This is a genomic window from Izhakiella capsodis (assembly GCF_900115045.1).
Classification (GTDB): Bacteria; Pseudomonadota; Gammaproteobacteria; order Enterobacterales; family Enterobacteriaceae; genus Izhakiella; species Izhakiella capsodis.
The window spans coordinates 1-22157 of the sequence record NZ_FOVC01000018.1 but is presented as its reverse complement, the minus strand read 5'-3'; the positions used below and the strand labels follow the sequence as shown (position 1 = coordinate 22157).

Genomic DNA, 22157 nt, shown 5'->3' with positions numbered 1-22157 from the left:
GTTCCTTACATCATCGTGTTCCTGAACAAGTGTGACATGGTTGATGATGAAGAGCTGCTGGAACTGGTTGAAATGGAAGTGCGTGAGCTGCTGTCAGCTTATGATTTCCCCGGAGACGACACGCCAATCGTACGCGGTTCTGCGCTGAAAGCGCTGGAAGGCGACGCAGCGTGGGAAGAGAAAATCATTGAGCTGGCGGGCTACCTGGATACCTACATCCCGGATCCGCAGCGTGCAATCGACCTGCCGTTCCTGCTGCCGATCGAAGACGTATTCTCTATCTCCGGCCGCGGTACCGTGGTAACCGGTCGTGTAGAGCGCGGCATCATCAAAGTGGGTGAAGAAGTTGAAATCGTGGGTATCAAAGATACGGCGAAATCAACCTGCACCGGCGTTGAAATGTTCCGCAAACTGCTGGACCAGGGCCAGGCAGGTGAAAACGTTGGCGTTCTGCTGCGCGGAATCAAACGTGAAGAGATCGAGCGTGGTCAGGTACTGGCTAAGCCGGGCTCAATCAAGCCGCACACCAAGTTCGAATCAGAAGTTTATATTCTGTCTAAAGATGAAGGCGGCCGTCATACTCCGTTCTTCAAAGGCTACCGTCCGCAGTTCTATTTCCGTACAACTGACGTGACAGGAACCATCGAACTGCCGGAAGGCGTAGAGATGGTAATGCCGGGCGACAACATCAAAATGAACGTTGAGCTGATCCACCCAATCGCAATGGATGACGGTCTGCGCTTTGCAATTCGTGAAGGTGGCCGTACTGTAGGTGCGGGTGTTGTGGCAAAAGTTATCGCTTAATTTCGATAACATTTGACGTGACCTGACGGAAAGGGCATCATTTGATGCCCTTTTTGTACGCTGCGATATAGAACCTGGCTCATCAGTGATTCAGCCGCATAATCATTGCTGAGGCAGGCTCTCTTGATCGGCGTTGAGCACCGAATTAAGCCTGAGAGCCTCATTCGGTTTGGAAGCCCTGCCATGCAGGGCAAATTAGTTTCTGTTTATTGTGGCAGGTTGTTTTTATGAGTACAAATACCGAAGCCCAAGGAAGCGGTCGCAGCCTCGAAGTTATCAAGTGGTTGGTTGTCATCGCGCTGTTGCTTGTGGCGATTATCGGCAATTTCCTGTATCGCGATGTAATGCTGCCAGTTCGCGCACTGGTTGTCGTAATTCTGTTCGCAGCGGCAGGCGGCATCGCTTTGCTGACAACTGCTGGAAAAGCGACTGTTACCTTTGCCCGTGAAGCCCGCACTGAGGTGCGGAAGGTTATATGGCCAACACGTCAGGAAACGCTGCACACCACCTTAATCGTCGCTGCGGTTACTGCCGTGATGTCACTGATTTTGTGGGGACTGGATGGCATTCTGGTTCGTATTGTATCGTTTATCACTGGCCTGAGGTTTTGAGATGTCTGAAGCTCCCAAAAAGCGCTGGTACGTCGTTCAGGCGTTCTCCGGTTTTGAAGCCCGCGTAGCCACATCGCTGCGTGAGCATATCAAATTACACAACATGGAAGAGTTGTTTGGTGAAGTCATGGTTCCGACTGAAGAAGTCGTGGAAATTCGTGGCGGCCAGCGTCGTAAAAGCGAGCGCAAGTTTTTCCCAGGCTACGTGCTGGTTCAGATGGTCATGAACGATGCCAGCTGGCACTTGGTACGTAGCGTCCCCCGTGTAATGGGTTTTATCGGCGGCACGTCCGACCGCCCCGCGCCTATCAGTGATAAAGAAGTTGATGCGATCATGAATCGTCTACAGCAAGTAGGCGATAAGCCGCGTCCTAAAACGCTATTTGAACCGGGTGAAATGGTTCGTGTCAACGACGGGCCTTTTGCCGACTTCAATGGTGTGGTTGAAGAGGTTGATTACGAGAAGAGCCGTCTGAAAGTATCGGTTTCCATATTTGGCCGTGCAACACCAGTTGAGCTGGACTTTCATCAGGTTGAGAAAGGCTAAATTTAGGCGTACAGCGTTCAACTTTTAGCTCTTGTAGTCGGCGCGAAATTGGTCTAAAATTTCGCGCCTTTTGTTTTTATGCGCCTTTATTATCGGTGCGTGAATTTTAACGTCGGGGAGCTTCTCTGAAGCGTTACTACCCAATAGAGGATATATTATGGCTAAGAAAGTCCAGGCCTACGTTAAGCTGCAGGTTGCAGCTGGTATGGCGAACCCGAGTCCGCCGGTTGGTCCGGCTCTGGGTCAACAGGGTGTTAACATCATGGAATTCTGTAAAGCGTTTAACGCCAAAACAGAATCTCTGGAAAAGGGTTTGCCTATTCCGGTTGTTATCACTGTTTATTCTGACCGTTCTTTCACCTTCGTTACCAAAACTCCGCCAGCGGCTGTTTTGCTGAAAAAAGCGGCGGGTATCAAGTCTGGTTCCGGTAAACCGAACAAAGAAAAAGTTGGTAAAGTGACGCGTGCTCAAGTACGTGAAATTGCAGAAACCAAAGCCGCGGATATGACGGGTGCCGATGTAGACGCGATGAGTCGCTCTATCGAAGGTACAGCTCGTTCCATGGGCCTGGTAGTGGAGGATTAAGATATGGCTAAGCTGACCAAGCGCATGCGCGTAATCCGTGAAAAAGTTGATGTAACTAAATTATATGACATCAATGAAGCTGTCTCTCTGCTGAAAGAACTGGCGACTGCTAAATTCGTTGAAAGCGTGGACGTTGCTGTAAACCTCGGCATTGATGCACGCAAATCGGATCAGAACGTACGTGGTGCAACTGTATTGCCGCACGGTACTGGTCGTTCAGTACGCGTAGCTGTATTTACCCAGGGCGCTAACGCAGAAGCCGCTAAGGCTGCTGGAGCTGAGCTGGTAGGTATGGAAGATCTGGCTGAGCAGATCAAAAAAGGTGAAATGAACTTTGACGTTGTTATTGCTTCACCAGATGCAATGCGCGTTGTTGGCCAGTTAGGCCAGGTTCTGGGCCCGCGTGGCCTGATGCCGAACCCAAAAGTGGGTACTGTTACGCCTAATGTTGCTGAAGCGGTTAAAAACGCCAAAGCCGGGCAGGTTCGTTATCGTAACGACAAAAACGGCATCATTCACACCACCATCGGTAAAGTTGACTTTGATTCTGACAAACTGAAAGAAAACCTGGAAGCTCTGCTGGTTGCGCTGAAACGCGCTAAACCCGCACAGGCAAAAGGCGTATACATCAAGAAAGTCAGCATCTCTACCACTATGGGTGCGGGTGTCGCTGTTGACCAGTCGGGTCTGAGCACGGTAGCAAACTAAGTTTTGCTGCTTGAAATGGGCGAATTTTTCATCTAATATCTTACGCCCATCGCATTTTATGCGCGGAATAATTTGACTCTTGTGGGAAGTCAACTGTAAAGGTCTGATGCCATTGCAGTGAGCTGCTGCAAGAGTAGGTTGGAGTCAGGCCCTATCCTGACCTCCGTCCAAGACCGCAGGTGTCTCTTTTAGACTTAATTTTACCTGCGTAGACGGTGACAGAACCGAAAAGAATTTTTTCTTAACTGGATTCTGCTCACCGTGTTTTAGCGCTCATCTCTTTTTTGAGTATGAGTGAAGTGAGTTCCGGAGAAATTATTCTCTGGTCAAATCCAGGAGCAAAAAGCTAATGGCATTAAATCTTCAAGACAAACAAGCGATTGTTGCTGAAGTCAGCGAAGTAGCCAAAGGTGCGCTGTCTGCGGTTGTTGCCGATTCTCGCGGCGTAACCGTAGATAAAATGACCGAACTGCGTAAAGCAGGTCGTGAAGCTGGCGTATACATGCGTGTTGTTCGTAACACACTGCTGCGCCGCGTTGTTGAAGGTACTCCTTTCGAATGCCTGAAAGACACGTTCGTCGGTCCGACCCTGATTGCATACTCTATGGAACACCCGGGCGCTGCTGCTCGTCTGTTTAAAGAGTTCGCGAAAGCGAATGCAAAATTTGAGGTCAAAGCTGCAGCCTTTGAAGGTGAGCTGATCCCGGCGGCCCAAATCGACCGTCTGGCAACTCTGCCGACTTACGAAGAAGCACTGGCACGTCTGATGTCGACCATGAAAGAAGCCGCTGCTGGCAAACTGGTGCGTACTCTGGCCGCCGTACGCGATGCGAAAGAGGCTGCATAAGCCTTTTTCGTACGCGGTCGCTAACGTATAAACTATTTCTGATTGTTAGGAACAATTGTCATGTCTATCACTAAAGATCAAATCCTGGAAGCCGTTGCCGCTATGTCCGTAATGGACGTTGTTGAGCTGGTTTCTGCAATGGAAGAAAAATTCGGCGTTTCTGCTGCTGCTGCCGTCGCTGTTGCTGCTGGCCCGGCTGCTGAAGCTGCTGAAGAAAAAACTGAGTTCGATGTAATCCTGAAAGCCGTTGGTGCTAACAAAGTTGCTGTTATCAAAGCAGTACGTGGCGCAACTGGCCTGGGCCTGAAAGAAGCGAAAGATCTGGTTGAGTCTGCACCAGCTGCGCTGAAAGAAGGCATCAGCAAAGACGACGCTGAAGCTCTGAAAAAATCTCTGGAAGAAGCTGGCGCTGAAGTTGAAGTTAAATAAGCCGACCTTCCAGGTTGCAGCCTGACTTGCCAGGCTGATGGCTGGTGACTTTCGGGTCACCAGCCTTTTTGCGCTGTAGAGCAATAATGGAATTTCGCACTGTTTATCCATTGATTCAGCTTAATATCTTTTTCTATCGACGACTTAATATACTGCTTTCCTGTTAGGGTTTCCTGCCCATGCAAAAGCAATGAAATGATTTAAGAGTGATAGAAAGATGTATTAGAAAGGTGTAACGCCTTTCACAAATAAAATAGTGTTGCATGAACTGTCCTCCAGGACGGACAGAGTGGGTCGACTTGTCAGCTAGCTGAGGAACCCTATGGTTTACTCCTATACCGAGAAAAAACGCATTCGTAAGGATTTTGGTAAACGTCCACAAGTTCTGGACATACCTTATCTCCTTTCTATCCAGCTTGACTCGTTTCAGAAGTTCATCGAGCAAGACCCTGAAGGTCAGTACGGATTAGAAGCCGCATTCCGTTCTGTCTTTCCTATCCAGAGTTACAGCGGAAATTCTGAGCTGCAATATGTTAGCTACCGCTTGGGTGAGCCAGTATTTGACGTTAAAGAATGTCAAATCCGTGGCGTAACCTACTCTGCACCACTACGTGTGAAACTGCGTCTGGTGATCTACGAGCGTGAAGCGCCTGAAGGCACCGTAAAAGACATTAAAGAACAAGAAGTTTACATGGGCGAAATTCCGCTCATGACTGAAAACGGTACCTTTGTTATTAACGGCACTGAGCGTGTAATTGTTTCTCAGCTGCACCGTAGTCCTGGCGTCTTCTTTGACAGTGATAAAGGAAAAACCCACTCTTCGGGTAAAGTGCTGTACAACGCACGCATCATTCCTTATCGCGGTTCATGGCTGGACTTCGAGTTTGATCCAAAAGATAACCTGTTCGTTCGTATTGACCGCCGTCGCAAGCTGCCAGCGACTATTATTCTGCGCGCACTGAATTACACCACTGAACAGATCCTCGATTTGTTCTTCGATAAAGTGATGTTTGAAATACGTGACAATAAGCTGCAAATGGAGCTTATACCAGAGCGGCTGCGTGGTGAAACGGCCTCTTTTGATATCGAAACCAACGGTACGGTATACGTAGAAAAAGGCCGTCGTATCACTGCGCGCCATATTCGTCAGCTGGAAAAAGACGGCGTTGAACATATCGAAGTGCCGGTTGAATATATTGCTGGTAAAGTTGTTGCGCGTGATTACATTGACGAAAGCACTGGCGAACTGATCGTTTCAGCCAATATGGAGCTGTCGTTGGATCTCATGGCTAAATTGAGCCATGCTGGACACAAGCGTATCGAAACGCTGTTCACTAATGATCTGGATCACGGCCCGTACATGGCGGAAACGCTGCGTGTCGATCCGACCAACGATCGTCTGAGTGCGTTGGTTGAAATCTATCGTATGATGCGCCCCGGTGAACCACCAACGCGTGAAGCAGCAGAAAATCTGTTTGAGAACCTGTTCTTCTCGACCGATCGTTACGATCTGTCAGCCGTTGGGCGTATGAAGTTCAACCGCTCATTGAGCCGGGATGATATCGAAGGTTCAGGGATTCTTAGCAACGATGACATCATCGATGTAATGAAAAAACTGATCGATATCCGTAACGGTAAAGGTGAGGTTGATGATATCGATCATCTTGGCAACCGTCGTATCCGTTCCGTCGGTGAAATGGCTGAAAATCAGTTCCGCGTAGGGCTGGTGCGTGTTGAACGTGCAGTGAAAGAGCGTCTTTCACTGGGCGATCTGGATACGCTCATGCCGCAGGATATGATTAACGCTAAACCGATCTCTGCCGCGGTTAAAGAGTTCTTTGGCTCCAGCCAGCTTTCCCAGTTTATGGACCAGAATAACCCGCTGTCTGAGATTACCCATAAGCGTCGTATTTCTGCGCTGGGCCCAGGTGGTCTGACACGCGAGCGTGCTGGCTTTGAAGTTCGTGACGTACACCCGACTCACTATGGTCGCGTTTGTCCGATCGAAACGCCCGAAGGTCCGAACATCGGGCTGATTAATTCGCTGTCTGTCTATGCACAAACCAACGAGTACGGTTTCCTTGAAACACCCTATCGGCGCGTAGTCGATGGCATCGTGACCGACGAAATTCATTACCTTTCTGCTATTGAAGAAGGCAATTACGTTATTGCGCAGGCAAATACCAATCTCGACGATAATTTTGCCTTCGTAGATGATCTGGTCACCTGCCGCAGTAGAGGCGAATCAAGTTTGTTCAGCCGCGATCAGGTTGACTACATGGATGTTTCTACTCAGCAGGTCGTTTCTGTTGGTGCGTCGTTGATTCCGTTCCTGGAACACGATGATGCTAACCGTGCTCTCATGGGCGCAAACATGCAACGTCAGGCGGTGCCGACTCTGCGTGCCGATAAGCCGCTGGTTGGTACTGGTATGGAGCGTGCGGTTGCGGTTGACTCCGGTGTTACCTCCGTTGCAAAACGTGGCGGTAGCGTACAGTACGTGGATGCGTCCCGTATCGTTATCAAAGTCAACGAAGACGAGATGTACCCGGGCGAAGCCGGCATTGATATCTATAACCTGACTAAATACACCCGTTCTAACCAGAACACTTGTATTAATCAGATGCCTTGCGTTTCTCTGGGCGAACCGGTTGAGCGTGGTGACGTCCTGGCTGACGGTCCTTCAACTGACTTGGGTGAGCTGGCGCTGGGGCAGAACATGCGCGTCGCGTTCATGCCGTGGAACGGTTATAACTTCGAAGACTCCATTTTGGTGTCTGAGCGCGTAGTTCAGGAAGACCGCTTCACCACCATCCACATTCAGGAACTGGCTTGCGTGTCACGTGACACTAAGCTGGGGCCGGAAGAGATTACGGCTGACATCCCAAATGTGGGTGAAGCGGCGCTCTCTAAGCTGGATGAGTCGGGCATAGTTTATATCGGCGCCGAAGTAACCGGCGGCGATATCCTGGTTGGTAAAGTGACACCAAAAGGTGAAACTCAGCTGACACCGGAAGAAAAACTGCTGCGCGCAATTTTTGGTGAAAAAGCCTCTGACGTGAAAGATTCGTCATTGCGTGTGCCAAACGGTGTGTCAGGTACGGTTATTGATGTTCAGGTCTTCACTCGCGATGGTGTGGAAAAGGACAAACGTGCGCTTGAAATCGAAGAGATGCAGCTAAAGCAAGCGAAAAAGGACCTGACTGAAGAATTGCAGATCCTTGAAGCTGGTCTCTTTACCCGTATTCGTACTCTGCTGGTTGCCGGCGGTGTTGAAGCAGAAAAACTGGATAAGCTGCCTCGTGAACGCTGGCTTGAACTTAGTCTGACTGATGAAGAGAAACAAAATTCTCTGGAGCAGCTGGCTGAACAGTACGATGAGCTCAAGCATGAGTTCGAGAAAAAGCTTGAAGCTAAGCGCCGTAAAATTACCCAGGGCGACGATCTGGCTCCGGGCGTGTTAAAGATCGTTAAAGTTTATCTGGCAGTCAAACGCCAGATACAGCCGGGTGACAAAATGGCTGGCCGCCACGGAAACAAAGGTGTTATCTCTAAGATCAACCCGATCGAAGATATGCCTTATGACGAGAATGGCACGCCGGTTGATATCGTACTGAACCCGCTGGGCGTACCATCGCGTATGAATATCGGTCAGATCCTCGAAACCCACCTGGGTATGGCGGCGAAAGGCATCGGTGAAAAAATCAATGCGATGCTGAAGAAGCAGGAAGATGTTGCCAGACTGCGTGAGTTTATCCAGCGGGCTTACGATCTTGGCGCTGATGTGCGTCAGAGAGTTGACCTGAGCACCTTCTCTGATGATGAAGTGCTGCGCCTGGCTCAGAATCTGAAGAAAGGTATGCCGATTGCTACGCCGGTGTTTGACGGTGCAAAAGAGGCTGAAATTAAGGAACTTCTGCAGCTGGGCGATCTGCCTACCTCCGGTCAGATTACGCTGTTTGATGGTCGCACTGGTGAGCAGTTCGAGCGTCCGGTAACCGTAGGTTATATGTACATGCTGAAGCTGAACCACTTGGTCGATGACAAGATGCATGCCCGTTCTACCGGTTCTTATAGCCTGGTTACTCAGCAACCACTGGGTGGTAAGGCCCAGTTCGGTGGTCAACGCTTCGGTGAGATGGAAGTGTGGGCGCTGGAAGCTTACGGTGCCGCGTATACCTTGCAGGAAATGCTTACTGTTAAGTCTGATGACGTGAACGGCCGTACTAAGATGTATAAGAACATCGTGGACGGCAATCATCAGATGGAGCCGGGCATGCCGGAATCCTTCAACGTATTGTTGAAAGAGATTCGCTCGTTGGGTATCAACATCGAGTTGGAAGACGAGTAACCCAAGTTAGCTCGCAATTGTACTGGTTATGGAACGCCCGGCTGGTGTCGGGCGTTTCTGAGAGTCTCACTCCGACGGGAGCTACTCCGTGAAAGACTTACTTAAATTTCTGAAAGCGCAAACTAAAACCGAAGAGTTTGATGCGATCAAAATTGCTCTGGCATCGCCAGACATGATCCGTTCATGGTCGTTCGGTGAAGTTAAAAAGCCGGAAACCATCAACTACCGTACCTTTAAGCCGGAGCGCGACGGTTTATTTTGCGCCCGTATTTTTGGCCCGGTAAAAGACTACGAGTGCCTGTGCGGTAAGTATAAACGCCTGAAGCACCGCGGCGTTATTTGTGAGAAATGTGGCGTTGAAGTGACTCAAACTAAAGTGCGTCGTGAGCGCATGGGTCACATCGAGCTGGCGTCTCCGACCGCTCATATCTGGTTTCTGAAGTCGCTGCCGTCACGTATCGGTTTGCTGCTGGATATGCCACTGCGTGATATCGAACGAGTGCTTTATTTCGAATCTTACGTGGTTGTCGAAGGTGGCATGACCAACCTGGAAAAACGTCAGATTCTGACCGAAGAGCAGTACCTTGACGCGCTGGAGGAATTCGGTGACGAATTCGACGCTAAGATGGGTGCCGAAGCTATCCAGGGTCTGCTGAAAAATATGGATCTGGAGCAGGAGTGCGAGCAGTTGCGTGAGGAGTTGAATGAAACCAACTCTGAAACTAAGCGCAAAAAGCTAACCAAACGCATCAAGCTGCTGGAAGCGTTCGTCCAGTCTGGCAACAAGCCTGAGTGGATGATTCTGACTGTGCTGCCCGTTCTCCCACCGGATCTACGCCCGTTGGTGCCACTGGATGGCGGCCGTTTCGCTACGTCCGATCTTAACGATCTTTATCGCCGCGTGATCAACCGTAATAACCGTCTGAAACGCCTGCTGGATTTGGCTGCACCGGATATTATCGTTCGTAACGAAAAGCGTATGTTACAGGAAGCGGTTGATGCGCTGCTGGACAATGGCCGTCGCGGTCGGGCTATTACCGGTTCCAACAAACGGCCGCTGAAATCGCTGGCCGACATGATCAAAGGTAAGCAGGGTCGTTTCCGTCAGAACCTGCTGGGTAAACGCGTCGACTATTCCGGTCGTTCTGTCATCACCGTCGGTCCCTACCTGCGCCTGCATCAGTGTGGTCTGCCGAAAAAAATGGCTCTGGAACTATTCAAGCCCTTTATCTACGGCAAGCTGGAGCTGCGTGGTCTGGCGACCACGATCAAAGCTGCCAAAAAGATGGTTGAGCGTGAAGAAGCGGTTGTCTGGGATATCCTGGATGAAGTTATTCGCGAGCACCCGGTTCTGCTAAACCGTGCGCCTACGCTGCACCGTCTTGGTATTCAGGCCTTTGAACCGGTTCTGATTGAAGGTAAAGCGATTCAGCTGCACCCGCTGGTGTGTGCGGCCTATAACGCCGACTTTGACGGCGACCAGATGGCTGTTCACGTACCGCTGACGCTGGAAGCCCAGCTCGAAGCGCGCGCGTTGATGATGTCTACCAACAATATCCTGTCACCGGCTAACGGTGAGCCGATCATCGTTCCTTCTCAGGACGTTGTCCTGGGTCTTTATTATATGACCCGTGAGAAAGTGAATGGCAAAGGCGAAGGCATGGTATTGTCAGGCCCGAAAGAAGCCGAGCGCGTTTACCGTGCTGGTCTGGCAGAGCTGCATTCGCGCGTTAAAGTACGTATTACGGAATACGAGAAAAACGAACAGGGCGAATTCACGTCAAAAACTGGACTGGTCGATACCACTGTTGGCCGCGCTATTCTGTGGATGATTGTGCCGAAAGGTCTGCCGTTCTCCATCGTAAATCAGGCGCTGGGTAAAAAAGCCATCTCCAAAATGCTGAATACTTGCTATCGCATTCTGGGTCTGAAGCCGACAGTAATCTTTGCTGACCAAACGATGTACACCGGATTTGCCTATGCTGCGCGCTCAGGGGCATCAGTCGGTATTGATGATATGGTGATCCCAGCGCGTAAAGTTGAAATCATCAGCGAAGCAGAAGCAGAAGTAGCCGAAATCCAGGAGCAGTTCCAGTCTGGTTTGGTAACTGCTGGTGAACGCTACAACAAAGTTATCGATATTTGGGCTGCCGCTAATGAACGCGTCGCTAAAGCGATGATGGAAAACCTCTCAACTGAAACCGTGATTAACCGTGACGGTCAAGAAGAGAAGCAGGTTTCTTTTAACAGCATCTTTATGATGGCTGATTCCGGTGCGCGTGGTTCTGCTGCACAGATTCGTCAGCTGGCAGGTATGCGTGGCCTGATGGCTAAGCCGGACGGTTCAATCATCGAAACGCCGATCACCGCTAACTTCCGTGAGGGTCTGAACGTACTTCAGTACTTCATCTCTACACACGGTGCGCGTAAAGGTTTGGCGGACACCGCACTGAAAACCGCGAACTCGGGTTATCTGACCCGTCGTCTGGTTGACGTAGCACAGGACCTGGTGGTGACCGAGGACGACTGCGGCACGCACGAAGGTATCCTGATGACGCCGGTTATAGAAGGCGGTGACGTTAAAGAACCGCTGCGTGAGCGCGTTCTGGGTCGTGTAGCGGCTGAGGATATTCTCAAGCCGGGTACGGCCGATATTCTGGTTTCCCGTAACACGCTGCTCAATGAGCATTGGTGTGACGTACTGGAAGAAAATTCCGTCGACAGCGTCAAAGTCCGTTCAGTGGTAGGTTGCGAAACCGACTTCGGCGTTTGCGCCCACTGTTATGGACGTGATCTGGCGCGTGGCCACCTGATTAACAAAGGTGAAGCCATCGGGGTTATCGCTGCGCAGTCCATTGGTGAGCCGGGAACCCAGCTGACCATGCGTACCTTCCACATTGGTGGTGCGGCATCGCGTGCGGCGGCAGAGTCCAGCATTCAGGTGAAAAATAAGGGTACTATCAAGCTCAGCAATGCCAAGTCCGTAACCAACTCTTCAGGCAAACTGGTCGTGACTTCGCGTAATACTGAACTGAAGATGATCGACGAGTTTGGTCGTACTAAAGAGAGCTATAAAGTACCTTACGGTGCGGTTATGGCCAAAGGCGATGGTCAGGAAGTTAGCGCGGGTGAAACCGTGGCAAACTGGGATCCGCACACCATGCCGGTTATCACTGAAGTGAGCGGTTTCATTCGCTTTGTGGATATGATCGACGGTCAGACGATCACTCGTCAAACTGATGAGCTGACGGGTCTTTCGTCGATCGTGGTATTGGATACCTCTGAACGTACCTCCGGCGGTAAAGATCTGCGTCCGGCGCTGAAGATCGTTGATGCTAATGGCAATGATGTAATGATCCCTGGCTCTGATATGCCAGCGCAGTACTTCCTGCCGGGCAAAGCGATCGTTCAGCTTGAGGATGGTGTACAGATCAGCTCGGGTGATACCCTATCGCGCGTTCCGCAGGAATCTGGCGGTACTAAAGATATTACCGGTGGTCTGCCGCGCGTTGCCGATCTGTTCGAAGCGCGTCGTCCGAAAGAACCGGCAATACTGGCTGAAATTAGCGGGATTATTTCCTTCGGTAAAGAGACCAAAGGTAAGCGTCGTCTGGTGATTACGCCAATCGACGGTAGCGATCCTTACGAAGAGATGATCCCAAAATGGCGGCAGCTTAACGTATTTGAAGGTGAGCGTGTAGAGCGTGGTGACGTAGTTTCTGATGGACCTGAGTCTCCACATGATATCTTGCGCCTGCGTGGCATCCATGCGGTTACGCGTTACATCGTCAACGAAGTGCAGGACGTATACCGTCTGCAAGGCGTTAAGATTAACGATAAACATATCGAAGTCATCGTACGACAGATGTTGCGTAAAGCGACCATCAGCGCTCCAGGCCATTCTGAGTTCCTGGAAGGTGAGCAGGTTGAGTTCTCCCGCATTAAGGTTGCGAATCGCGATCTGGAGGCGGAAGGTAAACTGGGTTGCAACTTCGACCGCGATCTGTTGGGTATCACTAAAGCGTCACTGGCAACCGAGTCGTTCATCTCTGCGGCCTCCTTCCAGGAGACTACCCGCGTTCTGACCGAAGCTGCCGTTGCGGGCAAACGCGACGATCTGCGTGGTTTGAAAGAGAACGTCATCGTGGGTCGTCTGATACCTGCTGGTACTGGCTATGCTTACCATCAGGATCGTATGCGTCGCCGTCAGGCCGGTGAAGTGCCTGCTGCACCGCAGGTAACAGCAGATGAAGCGTCTGCCAGTCTGGCTGAGTTACTCAATGCCGGACTGAACGGTTCCGACGAGTAATTTATTTTTAAAGTACTAAAAACCGCGCCTGGGCGCGGTTTTTTTATATCTGTAATTGATCACTGAGCCTGACGAATTAGCACCCCGTCGATCTTCCTCATCATCATGGGTAAAAAGCGGTAAACGCCGAGTCAAGCTTATGCTTGTCCAGGATATTCCGACGAAAATTCAAAAATTGTGTTCACTCAAACTTTTCTATTTGTCTGTCTGAGACGGATTTCAGCAATGCCGTGTTCAACATTTAAACTTACCCAACTTACCCAACTTACCCAACTTACCCAACTTACCCAACTTACCCAACTTACCCAACTTACCCAACTTAGCCAACTTATAAAGGCTTGTAATAGATTACAGTTGGGAATTTTGTGAAGGGCGTCTATGCAGGTCGGACCAGGTAGCTGTCGTTAGCGGCTAACGGATTTTCTGGATTATTGTTCAGCGTCAGCTGAATCAGCTTATCTTCCAGCATGAAACGCGACTCCAGATATTCGCCAATTTGTGATAGTGCCGTCTGAAACTCAAGACAGTTATCATCGTCGATTGCAGCTTCGAGATGGGTATCATAAAGCTCCATCAGTACGTCGGTATTGGCCTGCAGCGCCGGATAAATTTGTATAGCGGCTCGCAATGGGCTGTCTTCTGCCATCTCTTCAATAATCCGTTCATATAGACTGAAATGTCCGCTAGAGAGGTAATCAACCAAATTTTGACAAAAATCATCCAGGGTTTTTTCGTCGAGCACAGTGAGAGAATCCCTGTTAGGCTTGATGCCAACCATGCGGTAATAGGAAACCAGTAGTTGACGGCGGAAATGTAGCCAGTGATCCACCAGATCATTACTCCCCACTACGCGTTCGGTCAGAATATTCAACTGGTTAAGCATATGCTACTACTCCGTGAGTGAGTGTCAACGTTGGTCCGGGCATCGAAAAATGAAAAATCCGGCAAGCTGAGGATACGTATATTATGGAACGTGAAATTTCAAGCTTAGACGCTGGCTGGTGGATTGTCAGCCATGAACATAAACTTTGGTTACCGAAAGGTGATTTGCCATATGGAACAGCAGCAGATTTTTCCCTGGCAGGAGGGCGGGGATTGCAGATCGGTGAATGGCAAGGCGATTCTGTCTGGTTGGTACGCGCAAATAAATCTGAAAATATGGGGTCGGTTCGGCAGTTGATCGATATTGATCCCGGCTTGTTTCAGCTGGCCGGGCGAGGTGTACAACTGGCAGAGTTTTATCGCTCCCATCATTGGTGCGGTTATTGTGGTCATGAGATGCATCTCAGCAAAACGGAATGGGCCAGCCTTTGCAGCCATTGTCGTCAGCGCTATTACCCGCAAATCGCCCCCTGTATCATCGTTGCGATTCGCCGGGGCGAAGAGATTTTACTGGCTCAACATAACCGCCACCGTAACGGTATCTATACCGTACTGGCAGGGTTTGTTGAGGTTGGTGAAACCCTGGAGCAGGCGGTAGCGCGTGAGGTGATGGAAGAAAGTAATCTCAGTGTTAAAAACTTACGCTACGTTACCTCTCAGCCCTGGCCTTTTCCGCAATCTCTGATGACCGCTTTTATGGCAGAGTATGGTGGTGGAGAGCTGCGCCATGACCCGAAAGAATTACTGGATGCAGGCTGGTATCGCTATGATGCGCTGCCGCTGTTACCGCCGCCGGGCACCGTTGCCCGGCGCCTGATTGAAGACACCGTTGCGCTATGTCGTGCTGCGGAGGAATACCGGACACGCCATTAAACCTGGACGGTGCTGCGTCCTGAATTGGTGTGCAATTATATGAGAGAATGGTTATGAGCGAACTTAAGAACGATCGTTATTTGCGAGCCTTACTGCGTCAGCCGGTAGATGTAACGCCTGTGTGGATGATGCGCCAGGCTGGTCGATATCTCCCTGAATATAAAGCCACTCGCGCACAGGCGGGAGATTTTATGGCGCTGTGTAAAAATGCTGAACTGGCCTGTGAAGTGACGCTTCAGCCTTTACGACGCTATCAGCTGGATGCCGCCATTCTGTTTTCGGATATTCTCACCATTCCTGATGCAATGGGTCTTGGGCTATATTTCGAGGTCGGCGAGGGGCCGCGCTTCGCAGCACCGGTGACCTGCCGCAGGGACGTGGAAAAATTGCCGGTGCCGGACCCTGAGCAGGAGCTGGGTTATGTGATGAATGCCGTGCGTACAATTCGCAGAAACTTATGCGGCGAGGTTCCGCTCATTGGTTTTTCTGGCAGCCCTTGGACGCTGGCTACCTATATGGTTGAAGGCGGAAGCTCCAAAGCTTTTACCAAAATTAAAAATATGATGTATGCGGAGCCTGAAACCCTACATCTGATGCTGGATAAACTGGCGGATAGTGTGATGCTTTATCTGAACGCGCAAATTCGTGCCGGCGCCCAGTCGGTGATGATTTTTGATACCTGGGGTGGTGTCCTGACAGGACGGGACTATCGTGATTTTTCCCTGCATTATATGCATAAGATCATTGATGGTTTGCTGCATGAAAACGAAGCGCGTCGGGTGCCAATCACGCTGTTTACGAAAGGTGGGGGGCAGTGGCTGGAGGCGATGGCCCAAACCGGTTGTGATGCCCTGGGACTGGACTGGACCACGGATATTCATGATGCACGCCGGCGCGTTGGCGATAAAGTCGCTTTGCAGGGCAACATGGACCCTTCAATGCTATATGGCACGCCTGCACGGATTGAACAGGAGGTTGCTACAATCCTTAATGGATTTGGCAAGGGAAGCGGTCACGTATTTAATCTCGGCCACGGTATTCATCAGGACGTTTCTCCTGAAAATGCCGGGGTCTTCGTCGAGGCCGTTCATAAATTATCAGGTAAATATCATCAGAACTAATTATGGATATTCAGGCACTACGTCACCAGCAAATGATGCGGGCGAAGGAAATAATACGGACAGATGATTTTGAGGTTATGCCACCGCGCCTGATTGCCGGTGCTGATGTCGGGTTCGAGCAGGGCGGGGACGTCACTCGTGCTGCGATAGTCATTCTCGAATATCCGTCGCTGAAGCCTGTTGAGTTTAAATTAGCACGTATAGCGACGCAGATGCCCTACATACCCGGCTTTCTCTCTTTTCGTGAAACGCCGGCACTTCTGCAGGCATGGTCGCAGCTTGAGCTAAAACCCAATCTGCTGTACGTCGATGGCCACGGAATTTCTCACCCAAGACGTCTGGGTATCGCCTCGCACTTTGGTCTGCTGGTGGATACGCCAACTATCGGAGTAGCAAAGAAGCGGTTGTGCGGCGAGTATATGCCGCTTGATGCCGGGCCAGACGCTTGTCAGCCCCTACATCATAAAGACGAGCAGATCGGCTGGGTGTGGCGTAGCAAAGCGCGCTGTAATCCGTTATTTATCTCTGCCGGGCACCGTATCAGCCATGATACAGCGTTACAGTGGGTGAAAAACGTGATGGCTGGCTACCGGCTACCAGAGCCGACGCGTTGGGCAGATGCGATCGCTTCGCGGCGCCCAGCGTTTCTGCGCTGGCAACAGGATAACCGAATAACAGGCCTGTAATGCGGGTTTCAGGTACAATGCCGCCTGATTTGTGCTTAAAGAGATGGTGCTATGTTACGTAACCCTATTCATCTGCGGCTTGAGAGGTTTGAGAGCTGGCAGCACGTTACCTTCATGGCTTGCTTGTGTGAGCGAATGTTTCCTAATTATTGGGCATTTTGTCAGCAGGCGGGCTTTGGAGATGGCATGCTTTATCGGCGTATTCTTGATCTCATCTGGGAGACGCTGATAGTAAAAGACGCCAAAGTTAATTTTGACAGCCAGCTGGAAAAGTTTGAAGACGCTATTCCTTTAGCCGGGGAGTATAGCGTTTACGGGGTTTATCCGGCAATTGATGCCTGTGTTGGCTTAAGCGAATTACTTCACTCGCGCTTGAGCGGCGATACGCTTTCTCATGCTATTGCCGTTAGCGAAGCTTCGATTAACTCTGTGGCAATGCTGGAAATGACTCAGGCCGGTCGTGAAATGACCGATGAAGAGTTAAAAGAGAATCCTGCGGTGGAAGAGGAATGGGACATTCAATGGGAAGTATTTCGCCTTCTGAATGCTTGTGAAGAGCGCGATCTCGAGTTGATTAAAGGGCTGAGATCTGACCTGCGAGAAGCCTCAATAAGTAATATTGGTATAAATTTTCAGCAATAAGACAATAAAACGTGACTTCAGGCCTGATTTGTCATGCCTTAAGGCTTCACATTAGCCCCCACTCTGGTCTACATTTGAGGGGCTGAAAAATGTGGCTATCGGTGCGTGACTGCTAGAGTGCCAGAAACTGGTTTTCCTCTCGCATTCGATACTTAGCAAGCGTTATATACACTGTAAGGATAACTTATGAACAAGACTCAACTGATTGATGTAATTGCAGACAAAGCGGATCTGTCTAAAGCCCAGGCAAAAACTGCTCTGGAATCCACTCTGGCTGCAATTACTGAGTCTCTGAAAGAAGGTGATGCGGTACAACTGGTTGGGTTTGGTACTTTCAAAGTTAACCATCGTGCTGAGCGTACCGGCCGCAACCCGCAGACTGGCAAAGAAATCAAAATCGCTGCTGCAAACGTTCCGGCTTTCGTATCCGGCAAAGCTCTAAAAGACGCTGTTAAGTAATTACGAGCAGTAAAGAATTAAACAGGGGGGCGATTTCGCCCCTTTTGTTTTACTGTACTCGTTAGTTTACCCAAGTCGGACAAACCGATGCGTATTCGTACTTTTTCCCTCGTATGTGGGCTAGCCCTGCTGGCTGGTTGTAGCACCCATAACGAATCATCTGATTTTACCGCCAGCGGTTACCTGGCAGACCATGGCGCAGTGCGAATCTGGCGTAAAAATTATGGTGAGACGGTTCATATGCTAACCGTGTATACGCCGTTTTCAGACTCTGGCGTAGTGGAAACCTATTATACCTGGCAGCGAAATCATTTGATGTCAGTGGAGCGTCATATGAAAGGCAGTCAGCCTGACGATGTCACGCTGCGCTTTGATAGCGGCGGTAAGTTGAGTTTCATGCAACGTCAGCTCGCCGGACACCGTGAACCCTTGAGGAACGATGAGGTTGCGCTCTATCAGTTTGATGCGCAGCGAATGTTACAGATAAGCGATGCCTTACTGGATGGACGGGTTGTGTTACACCAGGGGCGCTGGCAGTCCGATAACAAAGTAATCGACTGCCATGATCAATATGTTGATCCATCCTTTGATGAACATGCCCTCCGGGCTGTTCAACAAATCCAAGGCACTGACCATACGCCTGTCAGTGTTGCCTGGCTGCAAGCGGCTCAGGGAACTCAGCTTCTGTTGGTGTCTACGCGGGATCTGTGCATGGCAGAGCCGAAAGAGCCGAGTTTCTGAAAAAGTCGGACATGCTCCGACTTTAACTTCTGAGCTACCGGCGATTAATCGCGCGGTAGCCGATATCTTTTCTGCAAAAGCTACCTTCCCAATTAATATTTTGTGCCAGCTCATATGCGCGCTTTTGTGCCGCAGCAACGTTCTCTCCGAGGGCTGTGACGCACAGAACACGACCCCCATTGGTAACTACTTGCTCTTTAACCAAACGGGTTCCAGCGTGGAAAACCTTGCTGTCTTCGGCTTCTTCAAGTGGCAAACCGTGAATTTCATTGCCGATATTGTAGTGACCTGGATAGCCGCCGGCTGCCAGAACTACGCCAAGTGAAGGTCGCGGATCCCATTGTGAATCTACCTGATGTAGCTTACCCTCACATGCCGCCAGACATAACCCGACCAAATCGGATTGCAGACGCAGCATGATCGGCTGCGTTTCTGGATCACCGAAACGGCAGTTGAATTCAATCACTTTAGGTTGTCCGTCTTTGTTAATCATCAAACCAGCATAGAGGAAGCCCGTATATCGGTTTCCTTCTGCGGCCATACCCTGCACGGTAGGAATGATGACTTGTTCTACAATGCGCTGATGAATTTCATCGGTAACCACCGGTGCTGGTGAGTAAGCCCCCATTCCTCCAGTATTAGGGCCGGTATCTGCATCGCCAACGCGTTTATGATCCTGACTTGTCGCCATAGGCAGTATGTGTTCGCCATCAACCATGACAATAAAACTGGCCTCTTCGCCCTCGAGAAACTCTTCGACGACAATCCGACTGCCAGCTTCGCCAAAAGCATTGCCTGCAAGCATATCGCGAACGGCTTCCTCAGCCTCCTGCAGCGTCATTGCGACGACTACGCCTTTCCCGGCAGCCAGGCCATCGGCCTTAATGACGAGGGGTGCGCCTTGTTGCTGGATGTAGGTTAATGCGGGGGCTACTTCGGTAAAGTTTTGGTATTCCGCTGACGGGATAGAATGTCGCGCAAGAAAATCTTTAGTAAACGCTTTAGAGCCTTCCAGCTGAGCTGCGGCTTTGGTGGGGCCAAAAATCATCAAATCCTCGGCGCGAAATGCGTCGACGATGCCTGCCACAAGGGGCGCCTCAGGACCGACAATAGTGAGATCGATACCTTCTGTTTTGGCAAAGTTAACCAACGAAGTAATATCTGTCGCGCCGATATCAATATTTTTTAGCGCGTGTTCCAGTGCAGTTCCAGCGTTTCCTGGCGCAACATATACCGTGTTAGCCAGCGGTGACTGAGCGGCTTTCCAAGCTAAGGCATGTTCCCGACCACCATTGCCAATAACTAAAACTTTCATTGTCACATCCTTCGTTGATTAATGACGGAAATGCCGCATATCGGTAAATATCATCGCAATACCGTGTTCATCTGCAGCGGCGATGACTTCGTTATCGCGAATAGATCCGCCTGGTTGGATCACACAGGTCACACCAACGGCTGCTGCGGCATCGACACCATCACGAAAGGGCAAAAAGGCATCGGATGCCATTGCTGACCCCCTCACTTCGAGTCCTTCATCGCCCGCTTTGATCCCAGCAATTTTCGCGGAATAAACCCGACTCATTTGACCCGCGCCAATACCAATAGTCATATTTTCTTTGGCATATACGATGGCATTTGACTTAACAAATTTAGCGACTTTCCAGCAAAAAATAGCATCGTTCAGTTCCTGCTTATTAGGCTGGCGTTTGCTGACGACACGAAGCTTGTCTGGATCAACTATGCCGAGATCCCGGTCCTGAACCAATAACCCGCCATTGACGCGTTTGAACTCGAGTCCGGCGATACGTTGTTGCCATTGACCACAGGTCAGCACGCGTACATTTTGCTTGCTTGATGTGACGTTTAACGCAGCGTCGGTGACTGAAGGGGCGATGATGACTTCGACAAATTGGCGGCTGATGATAGCTTGGGCAGTGGCTTCATCCAGCTCGCGGTTAAAGGCGATAATGCCACCGAAAGCCGAGGTGGGGTCGGTTTTCCATGCGCGCTCGTAGGCCTCAATAATAGACTGGCCAACAGCGACGCCACAGGGGTTGGCATGCTTGACGATAACGCAAGCCGGCTCGGCGAATTCCTTCACGCACTCCAGCGCCGCGTCAGTATCCGCAATATTGTTGTAGGAAAGCGCTTTGCCCTGATGTTGACGGGAAGTGGCTACAGAAGCTTCATGCAGATTTTCTTCAACATAAAAAGCGGCGTCCTGGTGGCTATTTTCACCGTAGCGCATGTCCTGCTTTTTGATAAAGTTGAGATTCAGTGTACGGGGAAAACGACCGGAAGCTTTATTCTTTTCGTCATGATAGGCAGGGACCATCGTGCCAAAATAGTTAGCAATCATGCAGTCATAGGCAGCTGTATGTTCGAAAGCTTTGATTGCCAGATTAAAACGCGTAGCCATTGTCAGTGAATTTGCGTTGTCGTCCATTTCTGCAACAATTGCACGGTAGTCGCTGTTATTTACTACTATGGCTACATCGTTATGGTTTTTAGCCGCAGAGCGAACCATCGTTGGCCCACCGATATCAATATTTTCTACTGCGTTTTCGGGGGTACAGTCGCGCCGGGCAACTGTTTGTGCAAAAGGATAAAGATTAACGACAACCATATCAATTGGCGCGATCTGGTGCTGCGCCATAACGGTATCATCCTGTCCCCTGCGTCCCAGTATGCCTCCATGGATCTTCGGGTGCAGCGTTTTAACCCGTCCATCCATCATTTCCGGAAAGCCGGTGTGCTCAGATACTTCAGTGACGGATAAACCAGCTTCTGCCAGAATACGGGCGGTTCCTCCCGTAGAGAGAAGCTCTACGCCACGTTGTGAAAGTGCCTGAGCAAATTCAATAATACCGGCTTTGTCAGAGACGCTGAGTAGGGCACGGCGTACAGGACGAGATTGTTGCATGGATAAAATCCCCTGGCGTTATTCGCTACAGATAATCTTTGGGTTAAGAGCGTTACCTGAATCTTAGTCTGCAGAGACCTGATTCAGGTAACGTCCTTTACTGTATTCTGAAGGCAGCCTGTAAATTTTGCGGAAGTATTGTAACGAAAACGTTTGCGTGGTGCTTGAAAAAATTCTTCTTTCAAATTGATTGTGGATAAAACAGTGAATAAAGTTGTATAAATAGCTCTTTCGCTGTGTAAAGCAGCAAACGATTGAAAATTGCCATTTTAATTATTGCAAGCTCAAGAGAACTCCCTATAATGCGCCACCACTGACACGGTAAAGCGGTAACGCGGGCGGGTCAGCAAGGTAATGAAGTGATTCATTTTCTTGTGAGAGGGAAGGAAAAAAACCTTGACTCTTCAGCGGTGAAGCGTAATATACGCCACCTCGCGACAGCAGGCTCAGCGCCGCGTCGCACTGCTCTTTAACAATTTATCAGACAATCTGTGTGGGCACTCGCAGGATTGATATCGCAAAACTTTGATGTATCAAGTCTTGAAGAGTGAACACGTAAATTCATTACGTAATCATCCGTTTTAACGGATGAAGAGTTTAATTCTTTGAGCATCAGACGCTTTTAAATTGAAGAGTTT

General features: G+C 50.1%; 18 protein-coding genes. 15 read left to right on the top strand and 3 right to left on the bottom strand.

Translation table 11 applies throughout. The features are described from left to right. The 9 genes from BM191_RS16020 to rpoC all read left to right on the top strand — a co-directional run. A partial coding sequence (locus BM191_RS16020; protein WP_092880125.1) for an elongation factor Tu occupies positions 1-804 on the top strand: 804 nt, incomplete at its 5' end. A gap of 227 nt (positions 805-1031) precedes the next feature. Next, entirely contained in the window at positions 1032-1415 is a 384-nt protein-coding gene (gene secE / locus BM191_RS16015; protein ID WP_092880122.1) for a preprotein translocase subunit SecE, read from the top strand. Position 1416: 1 nt separating this feature from the next. After that, positions 1417-1962: a transcription termination/antitermination protein NusG gene (gene nusG, locus BM191_RS16010; RefSeq protein ID WP_078004957.1), complete on the top strand. Its 546-nt coding sequence runs from the start codon at positions 1417-1419 to the stop codon at positions 1960-1962. A 157-nt stretch (positions 1963-2119) separates the two neighbouring features. Beyond that, a complete protein-coding gene (gene rplK, locus BM191_RS16005; RefSeq protein WP_092880119.1) occupies positions 2120-2548 on the top strand; it encodes a 50S ribosomal protein L11 in 429 nt (142 codons plus the stop codon). A 3-nt stretch (positions 2549-2551) separates the two neighbouring features. After that, positions 2552-3256, top strand: a complete 705-nt coding sequence (gene rplA / locus BM191_RS16000) for a 50S ribosomal protein L1 (protein WP_092880116.1) — start codon at positions 2552-2554, stop codon at positions 3254-3256. A gap of 349 nt (positions 3257-3605) precedes the next feature. Further along, positions 3606-4103: a 50S ribosomal protein L10 gene (gene rplJ, locus BM191_RS15995; RefSeq protein WP_078004960.1), complete on the top strand. Its 498-nt coding sequence runs from the start codon at positions 3606-3608 to the stop codon at positions 4101-4103. Positions 4104-4163: 60 nt separating this feature from the next. Next, on the top strand, positions 4164-4532 hold the full coding sequence (gene rplL / locus BM191_RS15990; RefSeq protein ID WP_092880113.1) for a 50S ribosomal protein L7/L12: 369 nt from the start codon (positions 4164-4166) through the stop codon (positions 4530-4532). Between the two features lie 322 nt (positions 4533-4854). Then, a complete protein-coding gene (gene rpoB / locus BM191_RS15985; RefSeq protein WP_092880110.1) occupies positions 4855-8883 on the top strand; it encodes a DNA-directed RNA polymerase subunit beta in 4029 nt (1342 codons plus the stop codon). A gap of 88 nt (positions 8884-8971) precedes the next feature. Beyond that, positions 8972-13192: a DNA-directed RNA polymerase subunit beta' gene (rpoC, locus tag BM191_RS15980; RefSeq protein ID WP_092880107.1), complete on the top strand. Its 4221-nt coding sequence runs from the start codon at positions 8972-8974 to the stop codon at positions 13190-13192. Positions 13193-13568: 376 nt separating this feature from the next. Here rpoC and rsd read toward each other — a convergent pair whose 3' ends face one another. Continuing rightward, a complete protein-coding gene (gene rsd / locus BM191_RS15975) occupies positions 13569-14075 on the bottom strand; it encodes a sigma D regulator (RefSeq protein WP_092880103.1) in 507 nt (168 codons plus the stop codon). A gap of 83 nt (positions 14076-14158) precedes the next feature. On the opposite strand from rsd, the gene nudC reads away from it, so the two are divergent. The 6 genes from nudC to BM191_RS15945 all read left to right on the top strand — a co-directional run bounded on the left by nudC (position 14159) and on the right by BM191_RS15945 (position 18596). Then, a complete protein-coding gene (gene nudC / locus BM191_RS15970; RefSeq protein ID WP_092880100.1) occupies positions 14159-14947 on the top strand; it encodes an NAD(+) diphosphatase in 789 nt (262 codons plus the stop codon). A 53-nt stretch (positions 14948-15000) separates the two neighbouring features. Then, positions 15001-16068, top strand: coding sequence for a uroporphyrinogen decarboxylase (hemE, locus tag BM191_RS15965; protein WP_092880097.1), 1068 nt, complete (start codon positions 15001-15003; stop codon positions 16066-16068). Positions 16069-16070: 2 nt separating this feature from the next. Beyond that, entirely contained in the window at positions 16071-16754 is a 684-nt protein-coding gene (nfi, locus tag BM191_RS15960; protein ID WP_092880094.1) for a deoxyribonuclease V, read from the top strand. A 51-nt stretch (positions 16755-16805) separates the two neighbouring features. Then, the gene (locus tag BM191_RS15955) at positions 16806-17396 is read left to right on the top strand and encodes a YjaG family protein (protein ID WP_092880091.1); all 591 of its coding nucleotides are present in this window, start codon (positions 16806-16808) and stop codon (positions 17394-17396) included. 186 nt (positions 17397-17582) lie between these two features. Further along, complete coding sequence (gene hupA, locus BM191_RS15950; protein WP_078004975.1) at positions 17583-17855, top strand: nucleoid-associated protein HU-alpha; 273 nt, start codon at positions 17583-17585, stop codon at positions 17853-17855. Between the two features lie 87 nt (positions 17856-17942). Then, positions 17943-18596, top strand: coding sequence for a DUF1481 domain-containing protein (locus BM191_RS15945; RefSeq protein ID WP_092880086.1), 654 nt, complete (start codon positions 17943-17945; stop codon positions 18594-18596). Between the two features lie 34 nt (positions 18597-18630). Here BM191_RS15945 and purD read toward each other — a convergent pair whose 3' ends face one another. Together purD and purH are read right to left on the bottom strand one after the other, a co-directional pair. Continuing rightward, the gene (purD, locus tag BM191_RS15940) at positions 18631-19911 is read right to left on the bottom strand and encodes a phosphoribosylamine--glycine ligase (protein WP_092880083.1); all 1281 of its coding nucleotides are present in this window, start codon (positions 19909-19911) and stop codon (positions 18631-18633) included. Between the two features lie 18 nt (positions 19912-19929). Next, a complete protein-coding gene (purH, locus tag BM191_RS15935) occupies positions 19930-21519 on the bottom strand; it encodes a bifunctional phosphoribosylaminoimidazolecarboxamide formyltransferase/IMP cyclohydrolase (RefSeq protein ID WP_092880080.1) in 1590 nt (529 codons plus the stop codon). Positions 21520-22157 lie beyond the last annotated feature (638 nt).